The 16,716-nt window shown below is 69.1% G+C and carries 16 protein-coding genes; 8 read left to right on the top strand and 8 right to left on the bottom strand.

The genetic code is table 11. The annotated features are described in order from the left end of the window. The first annotated feature begins 45 nt into the window (after positions 1-45). Positions 46-1,878 (top strand): transglycosylase domain-containing protein, encoded by a 1,833-nt coding sequence (locus JJ691_RS39210; RefSeq protein ID WP_211764544.1) that lies wholly within the window; start codon positions 46-48, stop codon positions 1,876-1,878. A 61-nt stretch (positions 1,879-1,939) separates the two neighbouring features. Here JJ691_RS39210 and JJ691_RS53475 read toward each other — a convergent pair whose 3' ends face one another. Beyond that, a complete protein-coding gene (locus JJ691_RS53475) occupies positions 1,940-2,128 on the bottom strand; it encodes an SH3 domain-containing protein (RefSeq protein WP_442912797.1) in 189 nt (62 codons plus the stop codon). Between the two features lie 434 nt (positions 2,129-2,562). On the opposite strand from JJ691_RS53475, the gene JJ691_RS39205 reads away from it, so the two are divergent. Next, positions 2,563-4,140, top strand: coding sequence for a glycosyltransferase family 87 protein (locus JJ691_RS39205; RefSeq protein WP_249227293.1), 1,578 nt, complete (start codon positions 2,563-2,565; stop codon positions 4,138-4,140). Here JJ691_RS39205 and JJ691_RS39200 read toward each other — a convergent pair. Genes JJ691_RS39200 through JJ691_RS39180 form a run of 5 tightly spaced genes read right to left on the bottom strand, consistent with a single transcriptional unit; the run spans position 4,110 to position 9,100 of the window. Next, on the bottom strand, positions 4,110-4,583 hold the full coding sequence (locus tag JJ691_RS39200) for a hypothetical protein (protein ID WP_211764542.1): 474 nt from the start codon (positions 4,581-4,583) through the stop codon (positions 4,110-4,112). The two genes, JJ691_RS39205 and JJ691_RS39200, sit on opposite strands and share 31 nt — an antisense overlap. A gap of 46 nt (positions 4,584-4,629) precedes the next feature. Then, the gene (locus tag JJ691_RS39195; RefSeq protein ID WP_211764541.1) at positions 4,630-5,826 is read right to left on the bottom strand and encodes an SGNH/GDSL hydrolase family protein; all 1,197 of its coding nucleotides are present in this window, start codon (positions 5,824-5,826) and stop codon (positions 4,630-4,632) included. 37 nt (positions 5,827-5,863) lie between these two features. After that, a complete protein-coding gene (locus tag JJ691_RS39190) occupies positions 5,864-7,102 on the bottom strand; it encodes a hypothetical protein (protein ID WP_211764540.1) in 1,239 nt (412 codons plus the stop codon). Continuing rightward, a complete protein-coding gene (locus JJ691_RS39185; RefSeq protein ID WP_211764539.1) occupies positions 7,086-8,333 on the bottom strand; it encodes a glycosyltransferase 87 family protein in 1,248 nt (415 codons plus the stop codon). The genes JJ691_RS39190 and JJ691_RS39185 overlap by 17 nt, the downstream gene beginning before the upstream one ends. Next, positions 8,330-9,100: a deoxyribonuclease IV gene (locus JJ691_RS39180; protein ID WP_211764538.1), complete on the bottom strand. Its 771-nt coding sequence runs from the start codon at positions 9,098-9,100 to the stop codon at positions 8,330-8,332. The genes JJ691_RS39185 and JJ691_RS39180 overlap by 4 nt, the downstream gene beginning before the upstream one ends. A gap of 120 nt (positions 9,101-9,220) precedes the next feature. On the opposite strand from JJ691_RS39180, the gene JJ691_RS39175 reads away from it, so the two are divergent. From JJ691_RS39175 to dnaB, 6 genes are all read left to right on the top strand, one after another. Continuing rightward, entirely contained in the window at positions 9,221-10,234 is a 1,014-nt protein-coding gene (locus JJ691_RS39175) for a hypothetical protein (RefSeq protein ID WP_211764537.1), read from the top strand. Positions 10,235-10,349: 115 nt separating this feature from the next. Continuing rightward, positions 10,350-10,646, top strand: coding sequence for a 30S ribosomal protein S6 (rpsF, locus tag JJ691_RS39170; protein ID WP_211764536.1), 297 nt, complete (start codon positions 10,350-10,352; stop codon positions 10,644-10,646). A gap of 4 nt (positions 10,647-10,650) precedes the next feature. Continuing rightward, positions 10,651-11,148 (top strand): single-stranded DNA-binding protein, encoded by a 498-nt coding sequence (locus JJ691_RS39165; RefSeq protein ID WP_211764535.1) that lies wholly within the window; start codon positions 10,651-10,653, stop codon positions 11,146-11,148. Between the two features lie 51 nt (positions 11,149-11,199). Continuing rightward, entirely contained in the window at positions 11,200-11,442 is a 243-nt protein-coding gene (gene rpsR, locus JJ691_RS39160; protein ID WP_211764534.1) for a 30S ribosomal protein S18, read from the top strand. 16 nt (positions 11,443-11,458) lie between these two features. After that, the gene (gene rplI / locus JJ691_RS39155; protein ID WP_211764533.1) at positions 11,459-11,914 is read left to right on the top strand and encodes a 50S ribosomal protein L9; all 456 of its coding nucleotides are present in this window, start codon (positions 11,459-11,461) and stop codon (positions 11,912-11,914) included. A gap of 429 nt (positions 11,915-12,343) precedes the next feature. Continuing rightward, a complete protein-coding gene (gene dnaB, locus JJ691_RS39150) occupies positions 12,344-14,926 on the top strand; it encodes a replicative DNA helicase (protein ID WP_211771993.1) in 2,583 nt (860 codons plus the stop codon). A gap of 75 nt (positions 14,927-15,001) precedes the next feature. Here the strand turns inward: dnaB and JJ691_RS39145 are convergent, their stop codons facing one another. Together JJ691_RS39145 and JJ691_RS39140 are read right to left on the bottom strand one after the other, a co-directional pair. Continuing rightward, complete coding sequence (locus JJ691_RS39145) at positions 15,002-15,520, bottom strand: AAA family ATPase (protein WP_211764532.1); 519 nt, start codon at positions 15,518-15,520, stop codon at positions 15,002-15,004. A gap of 19 nt (positions 15,521-15,539) precedes the next feature. Continuing rightward, the gene (locus JJ691_RS39140) at positions 15,540-16,592 is read right to left on the bottom strand and encodes an alpha/beta fold hydrolase (protein WP_211764531.1); all 1,053 of its coding nucleotides are present in this window, start codon (positions 16,590-16,592) and stop codon (positions 15,540-15,542) included. Between the last annotated feature and the right edge of the window lie 124 nt (positions 16,593-16,716).

Raw genomic sequence — 16,716 nt, 5'->3', positions numbered from 1 at the left:
AGAAAACGGATATGGCGGCGGATCCGACGCACGTGCTACGTGCTCGTGTCCGCCGCCATTTTCGTGCCCGCGATCGCGTTCGTGATCACCTATTTCGTGGTCGACGTGCCCGATCCGGACGCGATCGCCGCGAAGGAGACGCAGACCGTCACGCTGTACTACGCCGACGGGTCGAAGATGGTGGACATCGCCCAGAACGGCATCCGGTCGAAGGTCAGCTACGCCCAACTCCCGGACGTGGTCAAGCACGCCGTTTTCGCCGCCGAGGACGCCACGTTCGAGGAGAACGCCGGCTTCGACGTGAAGTCGATCGTGCGGGCGGTGTGGATCCAGCTGTCCGGCGGGCACAGCGGCGGCTCCGGCATCACCCAGCAGTACGTCAAGCAGGCCACCGGCGACGACGCGCCGACGCTGTCCCGCAAGTGGCTGGAACTGGTGTCGGCGTTCAAGATGAACAACGAGACGTCCAAACAGGACATTCTCACCGCCTACCTGAACACCGTCTACTTCGGACGCGGAGCCTACGGGATCAAGGCCGGCGCACAGGCCTACTTCGGCAAGGATCTCGACCAGCTCGACCCGTCCGAGGCGGCGCAGCTGGCCGGCATGATCCAGGGGCCGAGCAAGAGCGAGGACGCGACCTACCGGACGTGGCGCTGGACCAACGTGATCGCGCAGATGGTCGACAAGGGCTGGATGACGGCCAGTGAGCGGGCCAAGTACACCGCCCCGCCGGCGCTGATCGACCGGGACAAGGCCCGGCCGACCACGCTGACCGGCGCCCGGCAGGCGATCGAGGACCAGGTGCTCGACGAGCTGACCCAGCAGCCGTTCGGCATCACCGTGGACCAGGCCGAACGCCAGGGCGTGAAGATCTACACGACCATCGACCCCAAGGCCCAGGACGCCGCCGAGCAGGCCGTCACGAGCGTGATGAACGGGCAGCCGCGTTCCTTGCGGCAGGCGCTGGTCGCGGTGAATCCCAAGACCGGCGGCGTCACCGCGTACTGGGGCAATGCCGACGCCGGCGTCCCGGACAACGCGCAGACCCTGCAACAGCCCGGCACCGCGTTCGAGCCGTTCGACCTCGTCGCCGCGCTCCAGCAGGGCATCAGCCCGACGTCGGTGTTCAACTCCGCCTCGCCGCAGACCTTCGACGCCCGGCAGATCGCCAACGCAGAGGACCACTACCCGTGCAAGGCGCAGTGCACGCTGGCCCAGGCGTTGCAGTACTCGATCAGCACCGAGCTGGCCAACCTGGTCTACAACCGGGTCAGCACCAAGTCGGTGGCCGACGCCGCGCACCAGGCCGGCGTGCCCGACCAGGTCGACGGGACCAAGCTGCTGGTCGGGGAGAACGGCGGCACCCCGGACATCAACATCGCCAACGGCGGCGGCTCCACCCAGGTGCGGCCCATCGACCTGGCCGCCGCCTACGCCACGCTGGCCGGCGACGGGCAGCGGCGGGCCCCGCACTTCATCAGCAAGATCACCTTCTCCGACGGCCGCAGCTTCGCCCGACCCGACGACGCCGTGGCCGCCTTCGGGCCCAACAGCCAACAGATCGCCGACGAGGTCACCTCGGCCCTGAGCGGCGGCGCCCAGCAGAACAACCTCGGCCTGACCGGGCCGTGGCCGACCGCCGTGAAGACCGGGGTCCAGCCGCTCGACGGCGGCAACAACGCCAAGGCCTGGACCATCGGCTACACCCGCTCGGTCGCCGCCTCGGTCTGGGTCGGCTCCGACAAGTACGAACCGATCCTCGACAAGGACTTCAACCCCATCGCCGGCAACGGCCTGCCCGGCAAGATCTGGCAGGCCTTCATGAACGGCTACCTCAAGGCCGTGAACGCGCAGCCGGAGTCGTTCCCGAGGTGACGGCAAAATAATGTGGCCCGGTTGGACAAATAGCCCAACCAGGCCATATTAGAAACGATTATCAACACGAAGGAGCGGAACCCGTGTTCCAGTCGACCAAATCATTCGACGCCCACCCGGTGACGCCGGTAGTATTGTCCGTCAAGTAGTCCCAGTTGCTCACATCACCACAGTAGACAGTTACGTTGTGCCCAATGTAACCAAGGCCCTTAGATGTGCAATCCGTGCCAGGCCCGGAGCGAATGTTCACACCGTTAGCAGCAAAGGTTTGGTTGGGCGAATCAAACGGCGTCGACGGAACCCAGCCGCAAGATGAAGCCGGTGTGGCGACCGTCGCAGAAGCTGGCACCGCCGCCGAAACAACTATCGCACCAGCCGCCGCAGCCACGGAAATGCCACGCAACAAGTACCGACCGATAGTCACGAATCCCCCTAGTCATCCCAGGTCACGCTGACAGAAATCGTCACCGCGACTTTCAGACTCGAAGCTACGACAGCAGCCAGCGGCACACATCCGCCGATCGCGTTAATTCCCCCCAACAATGATCACAATAAGTAATTGGTTGACAGTGCTGGTACTGACTCCACCAAGCGCTTCTCTGGGCGGACCACAGTCGGTTCGACGAACTCGCCGCGACCCGCCGCTGACTCCGCGCACACGCGGGTGCCCGTAGCATGCCCCGGGTGTCAGGTGAACCGGATGGGAACCAGTCCGTGCAGCCGACCGGCACCTCCCTGCTGGAGGACACCGAGTCGCTGGGGCCGGACGAGCGTGTCGCGCCCACCTGGACGGAGTCGCTGGTCAGGTCACTGAGCCGGCCGTTCGGGGGGCCGCTGGGGCGGCACGCGTCGGTGGGGCGGCAGTGGTTCTGGACCTCGGCCCGGGTGATCCTGCTGCTGGCGGTGGTGGTGCTGGCCCTGGGCTGGCTGCAGAAGTCGCCGTGCGTCCAGACGGTCAAGGACGACAAGGGCGTGCTGCAGCTGGACTGGAGCGGCAACCGGCAGTACGTGGCGATGTGCTACTCGGACGTGGTGCCGCTGTACACGGCGGAGCGGCTGGACCAGCCGGGCACGTTCCCGTACCGGACCTCGTGGATCGATGGGGAGGGCACGCCGCAGGCGCACATCCGGTACATGGAGTACCCGGTGTTGACGGGCCTGTTCCAGTGGTTCAACGCCAAGCTGGCGCAGGGCTACATCTCCATCGCGGCGAGCGGGATATTGCCGTTCACGATGACGGTGGTGGCCTACTTCGACTTCATCGCCTTCTTCCTGTCACTGGCCTGGCTGGTGGTGGTGTGGGCGGTGATGCGCATCGCCGGCAAGCGGATGTGGGACGCGGCCCTGGTGGCGGTGTCGCCGCTGGTCATCGTGCAGGCGTTCACCAACTTCGACACGATCGCGGTGGCGTTCGCGACGGCGGCGCTGCTGGCCTGGGCCCGTAAGAAGCCGATCCTGGCCGGCGTGCTGCTGGGCCTGGGCGGGGCGGCGAAGCTGTATCCGTTGTTCCTGCTGGGACCACTGCTCCTGCTGTGTTGGCGGGGCGGGCGGATGAAGCAGGGCCTGACCACGACGGCGTCGGCGCTGATCACCTGGGTGGTGGTGAACGCGCCGATCTACCTCCTGTACCGGCCGGGCTGGTGGGAGTTCTTCCGCCTGAACACCGAGCGCGGCGCGGACCCGGACTCGCTCTACAACGTGGTCTCGTACTTCACGGGCTGGCTCGGGTTCGACGGGGTGCTGGCCCAGAACCAGGTGCCGACGATCCTGAACACGGTCAGCGCGACGCTGTTCCTGCTGTGCTGCGCCGGCATCGCCTGGGTGACGATGTCCGCGCCGACCCGGCCGCGGCTGGCCCAGGTGTGCCTGCTGGTGATCGCGGCGTTCCTGCTGACCAACAAGGTGTGGAGCCCGCAGTACTCGCTGTGGCTGGTGCCGCTGGCCGTGCTGGCGATTCCCCGCTGGAAGCCGCTGCTGGCCTGGATGACCATCGACGCCCTGGTCTGGGTGCCCCGCATGTTCTTCTATCTGGGCACGGACAAGAAGGGCCTGCCGGCGGGCCCGTTCCTGACCTTCGTCTGCATTCGCGACCTCGCGGTCATCGGCCTGTGCGTGCTGGTGATCCGCGAGATCTACCGGCCGGAGCTGGACCTGGTGCGCCGAACCGGCGACGACGATCCGATGGGCGGCTTCCTGGATGGCGCCGCCGACAAGTTCACGTTCCGCCGGCGTCAGCGCTTGATGACGGCGTCAGTGAGCTGACCGGCGCCGACCGGGTCCAGCACGCGGTGCAGTGCGTCGAGGAAGTTCTCGGTGCGCAGCCACCACGTGTACAGCAGCACCGCCGTGACCAGACCGGCCAGCAGGGGCGTCTGGTTGTAGGTGGCCATCCCGACCACCAGGCCGACGATCACCGCCACCTCGCCGGTGAGCAGCCGGGCGAAGAACATGGACCGGGCCAGCTGCACCACCGCGGCCTTGTCCGGGCGCTTGGCCGGGGTCTTGCGCGGGTCCAGCACCTTCAGCACGAGCACCACGCCCAGCGCGCCGACCACCGGCGGGATCAGCCCGTACGGGGTGAGCGTCACCGGCGCGGACGGCAGCACGATCAGCAGCCCGACCACGACGAACAGCAGACAGGGCCAGAACACGGTCAGGGCCAGCCGCCGGAACGCGCCGAACGCCGAGGGCATCGGTTGGAACATGCCCTGATCCTCGCACCCGGCGGATTCCGGCGGCCGAACCGGGGCGTCAGAGCGAGTTGAGGTCGATGGCGGTGGCCATGGCCTGGTAGCCGGCGTCGCCGGGGTGCAGGTGGTCGCCGCAGTCGTAGGCCGGCAGCATGCGCTGCGGGTCGGCGGGGTCGCGGACGACCTGGTCGAAGTCGACGACGGCGTCGTAGACGTGGCTGGTGCGGATCCACTGGTTGACGGCCGCCCGCACGGTCTCCAGCTGCGGGGTCCACACGCCCCAGCCCTTGAACGGCAGGATGGTCGAGGCGATGGTGCGGATGCCCTTGGCCTTGGCCCGGGTGGCGATGTCCTGGAGCGCGCCCTCGATCTTGGTGGGGTCGAGCTGGTGCGGGTCCTGCTGGATGTCGTTGACGCCGAGCAGCACGATCATGCTGTGCACGTTGGTGCGGGACAGCACGTCCTCGTCGAGCCGTTTGACCGCGGCCTCGCCGCCGGCGCCGCCGTCGAGCAGCAGGCGGTTGGCGCTGATGCCGGCGTCGCTCACGCCGTAGCGCTGGCCGAGCCGTTCGGCCAGGTAGTTGGGCCAGCGGTGGTTGGCGTCGGGCGTGGAGCCGTAGCCGTCGGTGATGGAGTCGCCCAACGTGACGACGGTGCCCTTGGCCGGGCCGAGCACGTCGACGCCGGTCACGTAGTGCCACACGGTGGTGGTCTCGGTGAAGGCGGTGCCCCAGGTATCGGCGGTGTGGTCGCCGTTGCGGGTGAAGAACGAGGTCTGCATGGCCAGCGGGTGGTAGGTGACCGGCCCGGACGGTGTCGGCACGAAGGTGGTGACCAGCAGGTTGGAGTTGGACGGCACCTTCAGCGGCACCGCGTCGCTGACGATGTCGGCCCCGGCCGGCACGGTGGTGGAGGTGGCCCCGTGGAACTTCACGGTGGCCAGGGCGGCGGCGTCGGCGGTGCCGACCCGGGCCTGCACGCCGACGGTGACGTGACCGAAGGTGACGGGCGAGGTGCCGTAGCGGTTGCTGAGCCGGATCCGGGCCTCGCTGCCGCCGACGCTGGTGTGCACGACGTTGCGGATCGAGTAGTTGGGGTAGCCGTTGGGAGTGTTGTCGACCCCGCTGGCGGGGGCGGCCTCCCAGGTTCCGACCCAAGCGCTGCCGGCTCTGTCTAAAGTCCCCGCGGCGGCCAGGCCGCTCGTGAGGCCGGCTGCGAGCACGGCAACCAGGGCGATACGTCCGACTCGGGTTCGCATGGCACGCTCTCCCCTCCGCGGCGGCGGATCTCCACCTTCACTCGGGGAAAGGATCTCGGGTATCGCCCACTGGGGTGGTGCTGATCACAGCGAGCCCGGCGACGATCAGCTCGGCCGCGAACACCCACTGGTTCAGGAACGTCTGCTTGTTGACCAGGTTGAACGCCACGAGCACGACGCCGGCGCCGAGCAGGAAACCGGTCCTCGACCGGATGACGAGCCAGTAGGCCAGCGCGAGCACCGCCACCACGACCAGGGTGCCCAGCGGCGCCGGAATCAGCTGGTAGAACGACACCGAGCGGTTCTGCATCGGCGCGAACAGGAAGAAGTCGACGGTGCAGGTGCGGAAGCGGCCTGGGTCGGCGATCACCCATGGCAGACAGACGGCGGCCGCCGCGCCGAACGTGACCAGCACGCGCCGCCAGCCGAACTTCGGCCAGAACGCCAGCAGCGGCACCAGCACGACCATGTGCTGCTTGGTGGCCAGGGCCAGCGCGATGGGCACGATCGCCCAGTTGGCCCGGCCCCGCTCGATCAGCACGTAGCCGGCGACCAGCCCCAGCAGCAGCATCGGCTCGGTCCACGCCTGCTGCACCACATACAACGTCCCGGGCAGCGCGCCGACCAGCAGGGCCAGCGGCCAGCGGCGGGTGTGCCAGCCGAGCAGGGCGACCGCGCCGAACAGATACCCGGTCTCCAGCCACCGCACGTCGCCGAACAGCCACTGCGAGGGCGCGGTCAGCAGAAAGGTGGCCGGCAGGTAGTTGAAGCAGTTGCTGGTCTGCACGGGCGGCTCGGCCGGCACGTCCGGGAAGTGCATCTCGTACGGATTGAGTCCTCTCAGCAAGCCGAGGGCGGAGTCGTGCAGGATGACCCACACGTCGATCAGCGGCGGCCCGCCCAGGATGACCAGCACGTATCCGGCGGCGAGGACCAGCAGCACGACCCACCACCAGCGCTGCGGCACCCATGGCAGCATGGCGACCGCGGCGGCGGTCACGGCCCCGACGGCGATGCCGACGTTCAACCACGGCGTCGTGACGACGTTGCTCACGGGCGGTTCCCACACCAGCGCCACCAGCGCCAGCCCGCCGGCGACGCTGATCGCCCACCGCGGCACGTGGCCGTCACCGGGCAGGAAAGCCAGCAGCACCACCACAAGCGACGCCAAGGCCAGCACGGCGGTGAAGACGTAGGTCAGGTGCGTGACCGCCAGGTACGCGACCACCACCGCGCCGAGCAACACGACCGGGGCCCGCTCAGAGGACAGCCGCACTGGTCCGCTCCGTCGTCGAAGGCTTCAAGAACACAACGAACAGCGAGGTCAGCAGCGCGGCCCGCCCCCACACCCCGGCGACGACGGCCTGCGCGGCCACCGAATGGTAGATGTCGTCGGGCAGCCGGTTCTCGATGGCGTAGTACCAACGAAAAAGACCGAGGCCCAGCACGATGTCGAGGACGAAGTAACCGACCAGCCAGCCCCAGCGGACCGGCAGCAGCACCAGGAACGGCAGCAGCCACAACGTGTACTGCGGCGAATCCACCTTGTACAGCAACAGAAGTCCGCACAGCATGGCCGCGGAGACCTGGAGCAGCGGGTAATCGCCCTTGCGCCGCCAGCCGATCCACAGCGCCACCGCGAACGACAGCAGGACCAGCACCGGCGACAGCACGCCGACCACCGACTGGAACGCGGCGTTCGAAGGATCGGACAGCGGCCGGAACCACCAGAACCAGATCGAGTTGGCCGTGATGTCCACCGGCCTGGTCAGCTGGAACGTGATCGACGCGGCCCAGCCGTCCGGACCGGCCAGCACGAACGGCAGGTTCACCAGCAGCGCCACCACCGCCGCGACCAGCACCACCCGGGCCGCGTCCAGGGCGCCTCGCCGACGCAGCACGAACAGGGCCAGCGGCAGCACGAAGATCGCCGGATAGAACTTGACCGCGAAGCCCAGACCCAGCAGCGCCGCGGCGACCAGCGGACGGTCCTTGCGCAGCGCGAAGAAGAAGGCGGCGACGGTGCAGGCCACCGCCGGCAGATCCCAGTTGTGGAACGCGTACAGCACCAGCGGCGGGCCCAGCGCCCACAGCAGCGCCCGCCATCGGGCCAGCTTGCCGAGCAGGAACCCGGTCAGCAGCCCGAAGGGAGCCAGCAGCAACGCGGAGAAGAGCAGGTACTGGCCGTCGTTGTCGGCGAACCACGCGCCGGCCCACATCAGCAGCCCGGTCAGCACCGGGTACTCGACCGCGCCGCCGGTCAGGTCGCCGCGCTGGTCGATGCCGCCGGACACGTAGGGGAAGACATGGAGGTTGATGTCCCGCCCCAGCCACAGGTGCTGGATGTCGGAGTAGCAGACGTCCCGGTAGCGCCGCACCTCATAAGACGGGGTGGTGCGGCCGGCGGCGTCGTAGGTCGGCCCGGTGCAGCGCGCCTTGTCGGCGTAGCCGAGCACGAGGGTGGCGCCGCACAGCAGGACCAGCAGGGCCAGTCCGGCCCGCCTCACCCGCCGAGCTTGGCGCGCAGGAACTCGATGTCGGCGGCCTGGCCCTCGTCCGGCGTCTCGACCACGGCCGGCGCCCCGGCGGTGGCCAGCACCGCGACCAGTTGCTCCGGCTCGATGGTGCCGTCGGCGATGTTGGCGTGCCGGTCGCGGGCCGAGTTGAACTCGTCGCGCGAGCTGTTCAGGTGGACCAGGTCGATCCGGCCGGTGATCGCCTTGACCCGCTCGACGATGCCGACCAGGTCCTCGCCGGCGGCGAAGGCGTGGCAGGTGTCCAGGCAGAAGCCCGCGCCGAACTCGCCGACGGCGTCCCACAGCCGGGCCAGCGCGTCGAACCGGCGGGCCATCGCGTTGTCGCCGCCGGCGGTGTTCTCGATCAGGATCGGCACGTCGAAGCCGCCGGACTCGGCCTGCCGCTCGAACAGCTTGCGCCAGTTCTCGAAGCCGACGGCCGCGTCCTCACCCTTGGTCACGTGCCCGCCGTGCACGATCAGGCCCTGCGCGCCGACCTGCTTGGCCGCGGTGGCGTGCTGCTGGACCAGCTTGCGGGAGGGGATGCGGATCCGGTTGTTGGTCGACGCCACGTTGATGATGTACGGCGAGTGCACGAACACCGTGATGTCGCAAGCCTGCAGCTCAGCGGTCTGCGGATGCGGCTTCGGCGCCTTCCAGCCCTGCGGGTCGGCCAGGAAGAACTGCACCACCTCGGCGCCGCGCTCCTGGGCGGCGCCGATCGGGTCGTCGTCGCGGACGTGGGCTCCGATGCGCATGACCGGCAAGGGTAGTCCAAGATCGAACACGAATTGGGTATGGCACCGCGTCACCAATTGGACGTACCGTCGTTGTCTCTACATAAGTTACCGACGGGTTCACGGCTGGACGGGGTGGGCATGCGACGGCGAATCGGCACGCTGGGAACGGCCGCTGCGCTTGTGTTCGCCACCAGTTCACTGGGCCTGGTCGCGTCCGCCGGCACGGCCAGCGCCGCCGCGACCCCGATCGTCATCGGCAGCTGCGCCACCTCCGTGCAGGGCGAACCCGGCCAACCGGTGTCGCTGAGCCCGGGCGCGGTCGTGCAGCCGGTCACCAACGTGCTCAACGCCATCCCGCTGCTCGGCCCGCCGCTGGCCCAGCCGTTCCAGAAGGCGTTCACCGCGCTGCCGCCGATCCCGATCGGCGCGCTGCCCACCGGCAACGGCTACATCAGCGGCGGCACCATCGCCACCCAGGTGGTCGCCCAGCTCAAGAACATCCCGCTGCTCGGCCCGGTGCTCGGGCTGCTGGTCGGCGGCGTGCAGCAGGCCCTGACCAGCGGCTGCGGCGTTGTCGTCAACGGCGTGAACGCGGTCGCCGCGCCCATCCAGACCGGCACCGGCGCGCTCGGCGGCGGTAACGGCGGCGGTGGTTCGACCGGCGGCGGCACCACGGGCGGCGGCGGTTCCACCGGCGGGACCGGTGGCGGCACGACCGGCGGCGGTGGCTCCACCGGCGGCGGCACCAGCACCGGCGGCTCCGGCGGCGGCGTGAACTTCCCCACCTCCGGCGGCGTGTCCAACAGCGGCGTGCAGCTCTACCAGTTCGACGGCGGCAACAACTACGACTACGGCCGGGTGCCGCTGTTCTCGTACACCAACCTGCCGTTCGCGGTGCCCGGCGACTTCGCCCCGTCGCCCGGCGTGCTCTACGGCGGCAACGTCTCCGGCTACGCCCCGCAGGTCGGCACGCTCAGCGGCATCAGCTCGGAGGCCGACGGCGTGCAGACCGCCGGCCGCGCGCAGGCCCTGCCCGGCAGCGGCACCGGCTCCGGCGTGGCCGCCCCGGTGCTGATCGCCGTGCTGGCGCTGGCCGGCGTGACCGCCGCCCTGGTGCGCACCTGGGTGCTGCGCCGGCTCTCCGCCATCTGAGGCGATTTCGGCCGACCGGACCCAGGCTGTTACCCTCTTCGGGTTGCTGACGCAACAGGCCCTCCTGCCACGGAACGACCGTGGCCGCCGAGTCCACAGGAGGTGAGTGGTCTTCATGCGTCATTACGAAGTGATGGTCATCCTGGACCCCAGTCTCGACGAGCGCACCGTCGCCCCGACCCTGGACACCTTTCTCAACGTGATCCGCACGTCCGGCGGCAACGTGGAGAAGGTCGACGTCTGGGGCCGTCGCCGGCTCTCGTACGAGATCAAGAAGCAGCCCGAGGGCATCTACGCCCTGCTCGACGTGAACGCCGAGCCGGCCGCCGTCAAGGAGCTGGACCGCCAGCTGTCGCTCCAGGACACGGTGCTGCGCACCAAGGTCCTGCGTCGCGACGCCGCCAGGGCCTGATCCCATGGCGGGCGAGACGACGATCACCGTGGTCGGGAACCTGACCGCCGATCCCGAGCTCCGCTTCACCCCGTCCGGCGCGGCCGTGGCCAGCTTCACCGTGGCCGCCACGCCCCGCACGCTCGACCGGCAGTCGGGCGAGTGGAAGGACGGCGACGCGCTGTTCATGCGCTGCAACATCTGGCGCCAGGCCGCCGAGAACGTTGCCGAGTCCCTCACCCGGGGCGCTCGCGTGATCGTGACCGGCCGGCTGCGCCAGCGGTCCTACGAGACCAAGGAAGGCGAGAAGCGCACGGTTGTCGAGCTCGAGGTCGACGAGGTCGGCCCGTCTCTGCGCTACGCCAACGCCAAGGTCAACAAGGTCCAGCGCGCGGGCGGTGGCGGTGGCGGCGGTGGAGGGTTCGGCGGCGGTGGGGGCGGCAACAGCGCCCCGGTCGACGACCCGTGGGGCTCCGCGCCCCCGGCGAGCTCCGGCGGTTTCGCCGACGAGCCGCCGTTCTAGATCGCGGCCCTCAGACCTCATTTCACGTAGAAGTATCCAGGAGAAGACCTCATGGCGAAGCCGCCTGTGCGCAAGCCCAAGAAGAAGGTTTGCGTTTTCTGCAAGGACAAGGCCAGCGCGAACCTGATCGACTACAAGGACACCACGCTGCTGCGCAAGTACATCTCCGACCGCGGCAAGATCCGCGCGCGTCGGGTGACCGGCAACTGCTCGCAGCACCAGCGTGACATCGCCATCGCCGTGAAGAACTCGCGCGAGATGGCGCTGCTGCCCTACACCTCGACCGCTCGCTGACGAAGGGAGTCAGGCGATGAAGCTCATCCTCACCACCGATGTCAGCGGCCTCGGCGCCCCCGGGGACCTGGTCGAGGTCAAGGACGGCTACGGCCGCAACTACCTGCTGCCCCGTGGCTTCGCGATCCTCGCGACCCGCGGCGCGCAGAAGCAGGTGGCCACGATCCGCCGGGCCCAGGAGACGCGCCGCGTGCGCGACCTGGACCACGCCAAGGAGATCAAGTCCGCGATCGACAACCTCGGTCCGATCACCTTGACCGCCAAGGCCGCCGCCAACGCCAAGAAGCTGTTCGGCTCGGTCACCACCGCCGACATCGTCGCCGCCGTGAAGTCCGCGGGCGGCCCGGTGCTCGACAAGCGGTCCGTGGACACCGCCGGTCACATCAAGACCACCGGCAAGCACACGGTCAACGTCCGGCTGCACCCGGACGTGACGGTCGCGCTGACCCTCTCGGTCGTGCCGACCGCCTGATTCACCCGAAAGCTCCGCCCGGGTCGCCTCGGGCGGAGCTTTCGCTCGTTTGCAGCAACGTCGACCCGAACGGCTGTGGACAGTCCCCGCCGGCCCGAGCGCCGCGACACGCCGAACACCCGGTCGATCGCGACACGCCGTGTCGGCCCGAGGTGAGTTTTTCCACAACTTACCCACAGCCTCTGACCTGCGGTTCTTTCGGCACCCCGGCCGGTTGTCCACAACTTGTCCCCAGCCGCTCGACGGCCTGTGCCCCATGCCCGCGCGACGGTCCACAAGTTGTCCACAGCTGCGTGCACAGGCTGGTTTGCCTGCTCCGGTCGGGGGACCTAGCGTGCACGCCCGGAACTGTCAGGGGTGCCAGGTACAAACGAGCACGACAACCTTCGACTTGGGGAGTTCGCGGTGGCGTTGGTGGACGACCGTGGCATGAGCGAGCCCGGGTTCGAACGGCAGCCGCCGCAGGATCTCGCCGCCGAACAGTCCGTGCTCGGCGGCATGCTGCTGAGCAAGGACGCCATCGCCGACGTCGTCGAGGTGCTCGCCCCCAACGACTTCTACCGGCCTGCGCACCAGGCCGTGTACGACTGCGTGCTCGACCTCTACGGCCGGGGCGAGCCCGCCGACCCCATCACCGTCTCCGCCGAGCTCGAACGTCGCGGCGAGCTGATGCGCGTCGGCGGCGCACCGTACCTGCACACCCTCATCGCCACCGTGCCCACCGCGGCCAACGCCTCGTACTACGCCGAGATCGTCGCCGAGAAGGCCGTCCTGCGCCGCCTGGTCGAGGCCGGCACCCGCGTCGTGCAGCTCGGCTACAACGGCGCCGACGGGGCCGACGTCGACGAGGTGGTCGACCGCGCCCAGGCCGCCATCTACGAGGTGACCGAGCGCCGCACGTCCGAGGACTACTCCGTGCTGGAGGACATGCTCCAGCCGACCATGGACGAGATCGACGCCATCGCCTCCCGCGGCGGCCAGTCCCTGGGCATCCCCACCGGCTTCACCGACCTCGACGCCGTCACCAACGGCCTGCACCCGGGCCAGATGATCATCGTCGCGGCCCGACCTGGCGTTGGCAAGGCGTTGGCCCTTGACACCCCGCTGCCCACCCCGACCGGCTGGACCACCATGGGCGAGGTCCGCGTCGGTGACCAGCTGGTCGACGCCGATGGCCAGCCGACCCTGGTCGTCGCGGCGACCGAGGTGATGCGCGGCCGGCCGTGCTACGAGGTCGAGTTCTCCGACGGCAGCGTGCTCGTCGCGGACGCCCAGCACCAGTGGCTGACCGAGACCAGGGCGTCCCGCCGGTCGGCCCAGCAGGCCGCGACTGGCTACAACCGCTACCGCAGCCAGCAGACCTTTGCCGCGATCCGGACGACCGAGGAGATCGCCGCCACGCTGCGGTGCGCCACCGCGGACAACCGGCTGAACCACTCGGTGACCAACGCGAAGCCGCTCGACCTCGCCGAGCGGGAGTTGCTACTGCCCCCGTACACGCTGGGCGTCTGGCTCGGCGACGGTCATTCGGGCTCGTCCCGGTTCACCACCGCTGACCCGGAGATCGCGTGGCACGTCGAGGCCGAGGGCATCGACGTGATCCCGCGTGAAAACCTCCTGCACAGCTTGCGCCTGCCAGCACGTGAGGGCATCCCGGCTCGGGCGTGCGTGGTGTGCGGCGACGTGTTTCAGCCGCAGACCAGCCAGGTCCGCACCTGCGGCCGGTCGTGCGGCGGCAAGGCCAGGTTCGTCTCGGCCCCAGTTCCGTCGCCGATCTGCGTGGACTGCGGCGCTCCGTCATGCGGCCTTGCGCAGTGCCAGCAGTGCCGCAACCACCACGGCACCGTCCAGGCGATTCTCCGCACGCTCGGAGTCCTTGGCGACAAGCACATCCCCGCCGAGTACCTGCGGTCCTCGGTGGCGCAGCGACGGGCACTGCTGGCCGGCCTGCTCGACACGGACGGCACCGTGACGGCCGGCGGCAGCGTCCAGTTCGCCGTCACCAACAAGCGGCTGGCCGAAGACGTCCGCGAGCTGATCACGAGCCTCGGCTACCGCAGCACCATGACCACGAAGCAGGTGCGCGGGCGGAGCGTCGAGTCGTCGATCTCGTACGCGATCACCTTCGGCACCGAGGACGACGTGTTCCGGCTGGAGCGCAAGCGGCTGGCGCACAAGGAACGACGTCGGGCGACGAGCACGGTCCGGACCGGTTCCCGGTACATCGTCGACGTGCGGCCGGTGGCGAGTGTGCCGGTGCGGTGTGTCGAGGTGGACAACCCGGAGCACCTGTACCTGGCCAGCCGGTCGATGATCCCGACCCACAATTCGACGTTGGGACTGGACTTCGCCCGGTCATGCTCGATTCGGCACGGGTTGACCAGCTGCATCTTCTCGCTGGAAATGAGCAAGACCGAGATCGTCATGCGTATGTTGTCGGCCGAGGCGAAGATCCGGCTGGGGGACATGCGCGGTGGGCGGATGACCGATGACGACTGGACGCGGCTGGCCCGGCGAATGAGTGAGATCAGCGAGGCGCCGCTGTTCGTGGACGACTCGCCGAACCTGACGATGATGGAGATCCGGGCCAAGGCGCGGCGGTTGAAGCAACGCAACGACCTGCGGCTGATCGTGGTGGACTACCTGCAGCTGATGACCTCGGGCAAGCGGACCGAGTCCCGGCAGCAGGAAGTCTCGGAGTTCTCCCGGCACCTGAAGCTGATGGCCAAGGAGCTGGAGGTGCCGGTGATCGCGATCAGTCAGCTCAACCGTGGTCCCGAACAGCGAACCGACAAGCGGCCGATGCTGTCCGACCTGCGTGAGTCCGGCTCGCTGGAGCAGGACGCGGACGCGGTCATCCTGATCAACCGGCCGGACGCCTGGGAGCGGGACGACCCGCGGGCCGGCGAGGCGGACCTGATCCTGGCCAAGCACCGTGCCGGCCCGACGGCGACGATCACGGTGGCTCACCAGCTGCACTACAGCCGCTTCGCCGACCTGGCCCAGGGCTGAGCCGATGGCCGACGCCGTCTACCTCGTGTGCTGCCCCGAGCACTGTCATCCGGCCGCGGCCTGGCCGATGCAGAACTAGCGGCTGGCGGCGAGGACCGCGGCGGCGACGTCCGCGGCCGGCAGTCGGCCGTCGATCATCGTCGCGCCGAGACGGCGGTAGGTGGACTCGACACGGGTGTTGTGGTCGAGGGCCGCGGCCAGCTCCTCCGGGTGCTGGCCGAAGGCGTTGGTCGTGCGGTTCAGCAGACGGTCGCGAAGCGTCTCGTTGTCGACGACAACACAGACCACGAGGTCGAACAGATCCCGCACGTCCGCCTCGTTCTCGACAGTTCCGCACAGGAACGCGGTCTGGTCATGCGTTCTCGCCACCAGGCCCTCGACCTCCGCACGGCTGATCCGCCACCCGAAGCGATCGAGCCAGCCGGCCGGCGCCGGATAGGGCGGGTCGACGACGACCTGGCCGCTCGTCCGGTCCACCCAGTGGTTGTAGCCCTCCCAGTCGGCGTCGACCGCCAGCTCTCCCCGGTCCTTCAGGAGTGCGCAGACCGTCGACTTGCCGACCCCCGAGGTGCCGGTCACCCACACCAGTGGCACCGGCGAAGCATCTCACGGACTAATCCGTTCCCAGAAAGGCTTTCAGGACCTGGACCATCTCGGTCGGGGCTTCGAAGGGCCAGAAGTGGCCGGCGTCGAACAGGTGGACGTCGCTGCCGGCGGGAAGCCGGGCCAGCACGTCGGGGTCGGTGTAGAACTCGTGCGGCTGGTTGGGGTCGTCGCGGCCCTGGAGCAGCAGCACCGGGCACTGCCAGGCGTCGATCAGCGTGGTGCGGCGGTCGATCCACTCCTGCCGGAACGACGACGAGTGGAAGTAGCGCGGCACGGCCGAGGCGATGCCCTCGTGCGAGAACTCGGTGACGGTGCGGACGAGGTCGGCGTCGGTGACGGGCCGGCTGGTCAACATCGTGTAGCCCAGGGCGACGAAAACGCGCGGGTCGGCCAGCAGGACGGGCGCGGTCGGCGCGGTGAACATCTGTTCCTGCGGGTGCAGCGACGGGTGCAGATGCCACAGGTGCTGCTGCCCGCGCCCGTACCGGATGACACGTTCGCCGAGCGCGGCGACGAGGTGGTCGCCGGGCGGGGTGCCGCGGTCGTGGGTGACGAGACTGAAGCGGTCGACGCCGAGCTGGTCGAGCAGGGCCCGCAGCTGCTCTGCGACGCCCTGCTGTCGGTAGTCGCCGGTCCGCTTGTCGGACTGGCCGTACCCCTTCAGGTCGATGGCGATGCACCGGTGTGTCGTGGCCAGCGCCTCGATCGCGTAGTGCCACTGGAACCAGGAGTCCGGGACACCGTGCAGAAACACCACGACTTCGCCGTCGGCGGGCCCGCTCTCGACCAGGTGCCAGCGGACCAGCTCGCTGTCGCCCGGCGCCTCGACGAACCGGTGCGTGACCTGGACGCCGCCCAGCTGCTCGACTTCGCCGTCGACCGACGGGACGGCCGGCGGCGCCGCCGGCAGGGTGCACAGCCGCTCGGCCAGCGCCCCGACCGGCCCTTCCTCGTAGCGGTAGGTGGCCGGATCAGTCATCAGACCGGGAAGCGCCTCCGGCAGCCGCGCCCAGGTCGGTGCCAGGTCACGCGGCCGGGGCGGGTTCGTGTAGGTGTTCATGACGAAATCGTCACTCACGAGTTAATCGTCAGTCAAGGGCTGACTGACGAAAAACTCAGGACTGAGGACCGGCGCTAGACTGGCCGGGCCGGGGAAGGGGAGGCGTGCCTGAGCGGACCGCGGA

It is taken from the genome of Kutzneria sp. CA-103260 (assembly GCF_018263855.1).
GTDB lineage: Bacteria > Actinomycetota > Actinomycetes > Mycobacteriales > Pseudonocardiaceae > Kutzneria.
Note: the sequence above shows the minus strand (reverse complement) of the source record. Positions and strands in the feature narration are given on the sequence as shown.

Coding starts and splice junctions, on each gene's coding strand:
- JJ691_RS39200 (WP_211764542.1), bottom strand. CDS start 4,583: ATGTTCCAACCGATGCCCTCGGCGTTCGGCGCGTTCCGGCGGCTGGCC.
- JJ691_RS39195 (WP_211764541.1), bottom strand. CDS start 5,826: ATGCGAACCCGAGTCGGACGTATCGCCCTGGTTGCCGTGCTCGCAGCC.
- JJ691_RS39180 (WP_211764538.1), bottom strand. CDS start 9,100: ATGCGCATCGGAGCCCACGTCCGCGACGACGACCCGATCGGCGCCGCC.
- JJ691_RS39175 (WP_211764537.1), top strand. CDS start 9,221: ATGCGACGGCGAATCGGCACGCTGGGAACGGCCGCTGCGCTTGTGTTC.
- rpsF (WP_211764536.1), top strand. CDS start 10,350: ATGCGTCATTACGAAGTGATGGTCATCCTGGACCCCAGTCTCGACGAG.
- JJ691_RS39165 (WP_211764535.1), top strand. CDS start 10,651: ATGGCGGGCGAGACGACGATCACCGTGGTCGGGAACCTGACCGCCGAT.
- rpsR (WP_211764534.1), top strand. CDS start 11,200: ATGGCGAAGCCGCCTGTGCGCAAGCCCAAGAAGAAGGTTTGCGTTTTC.
- rplI (WP_211764533.1), top strand. CDS start 11,459: ATGAAGCTCATCCTCACCACCGATGTCAGCGGCCTCGGCGCCCCCGGG.
- dnaB (WP_211771993.1), top strand. CDS start 12,344: ATGAGCGAGCCCGGGTTCGAACGGCAGCCGCCGCAGGATCTCGCCGCC.
- JJ691_RS39140 (WP_211764531.1), bottom strand. CDS start 16,592: ATGAACACCTACACGAACCCGCCCCGGCCGCGTGACCTGGCACCGACC.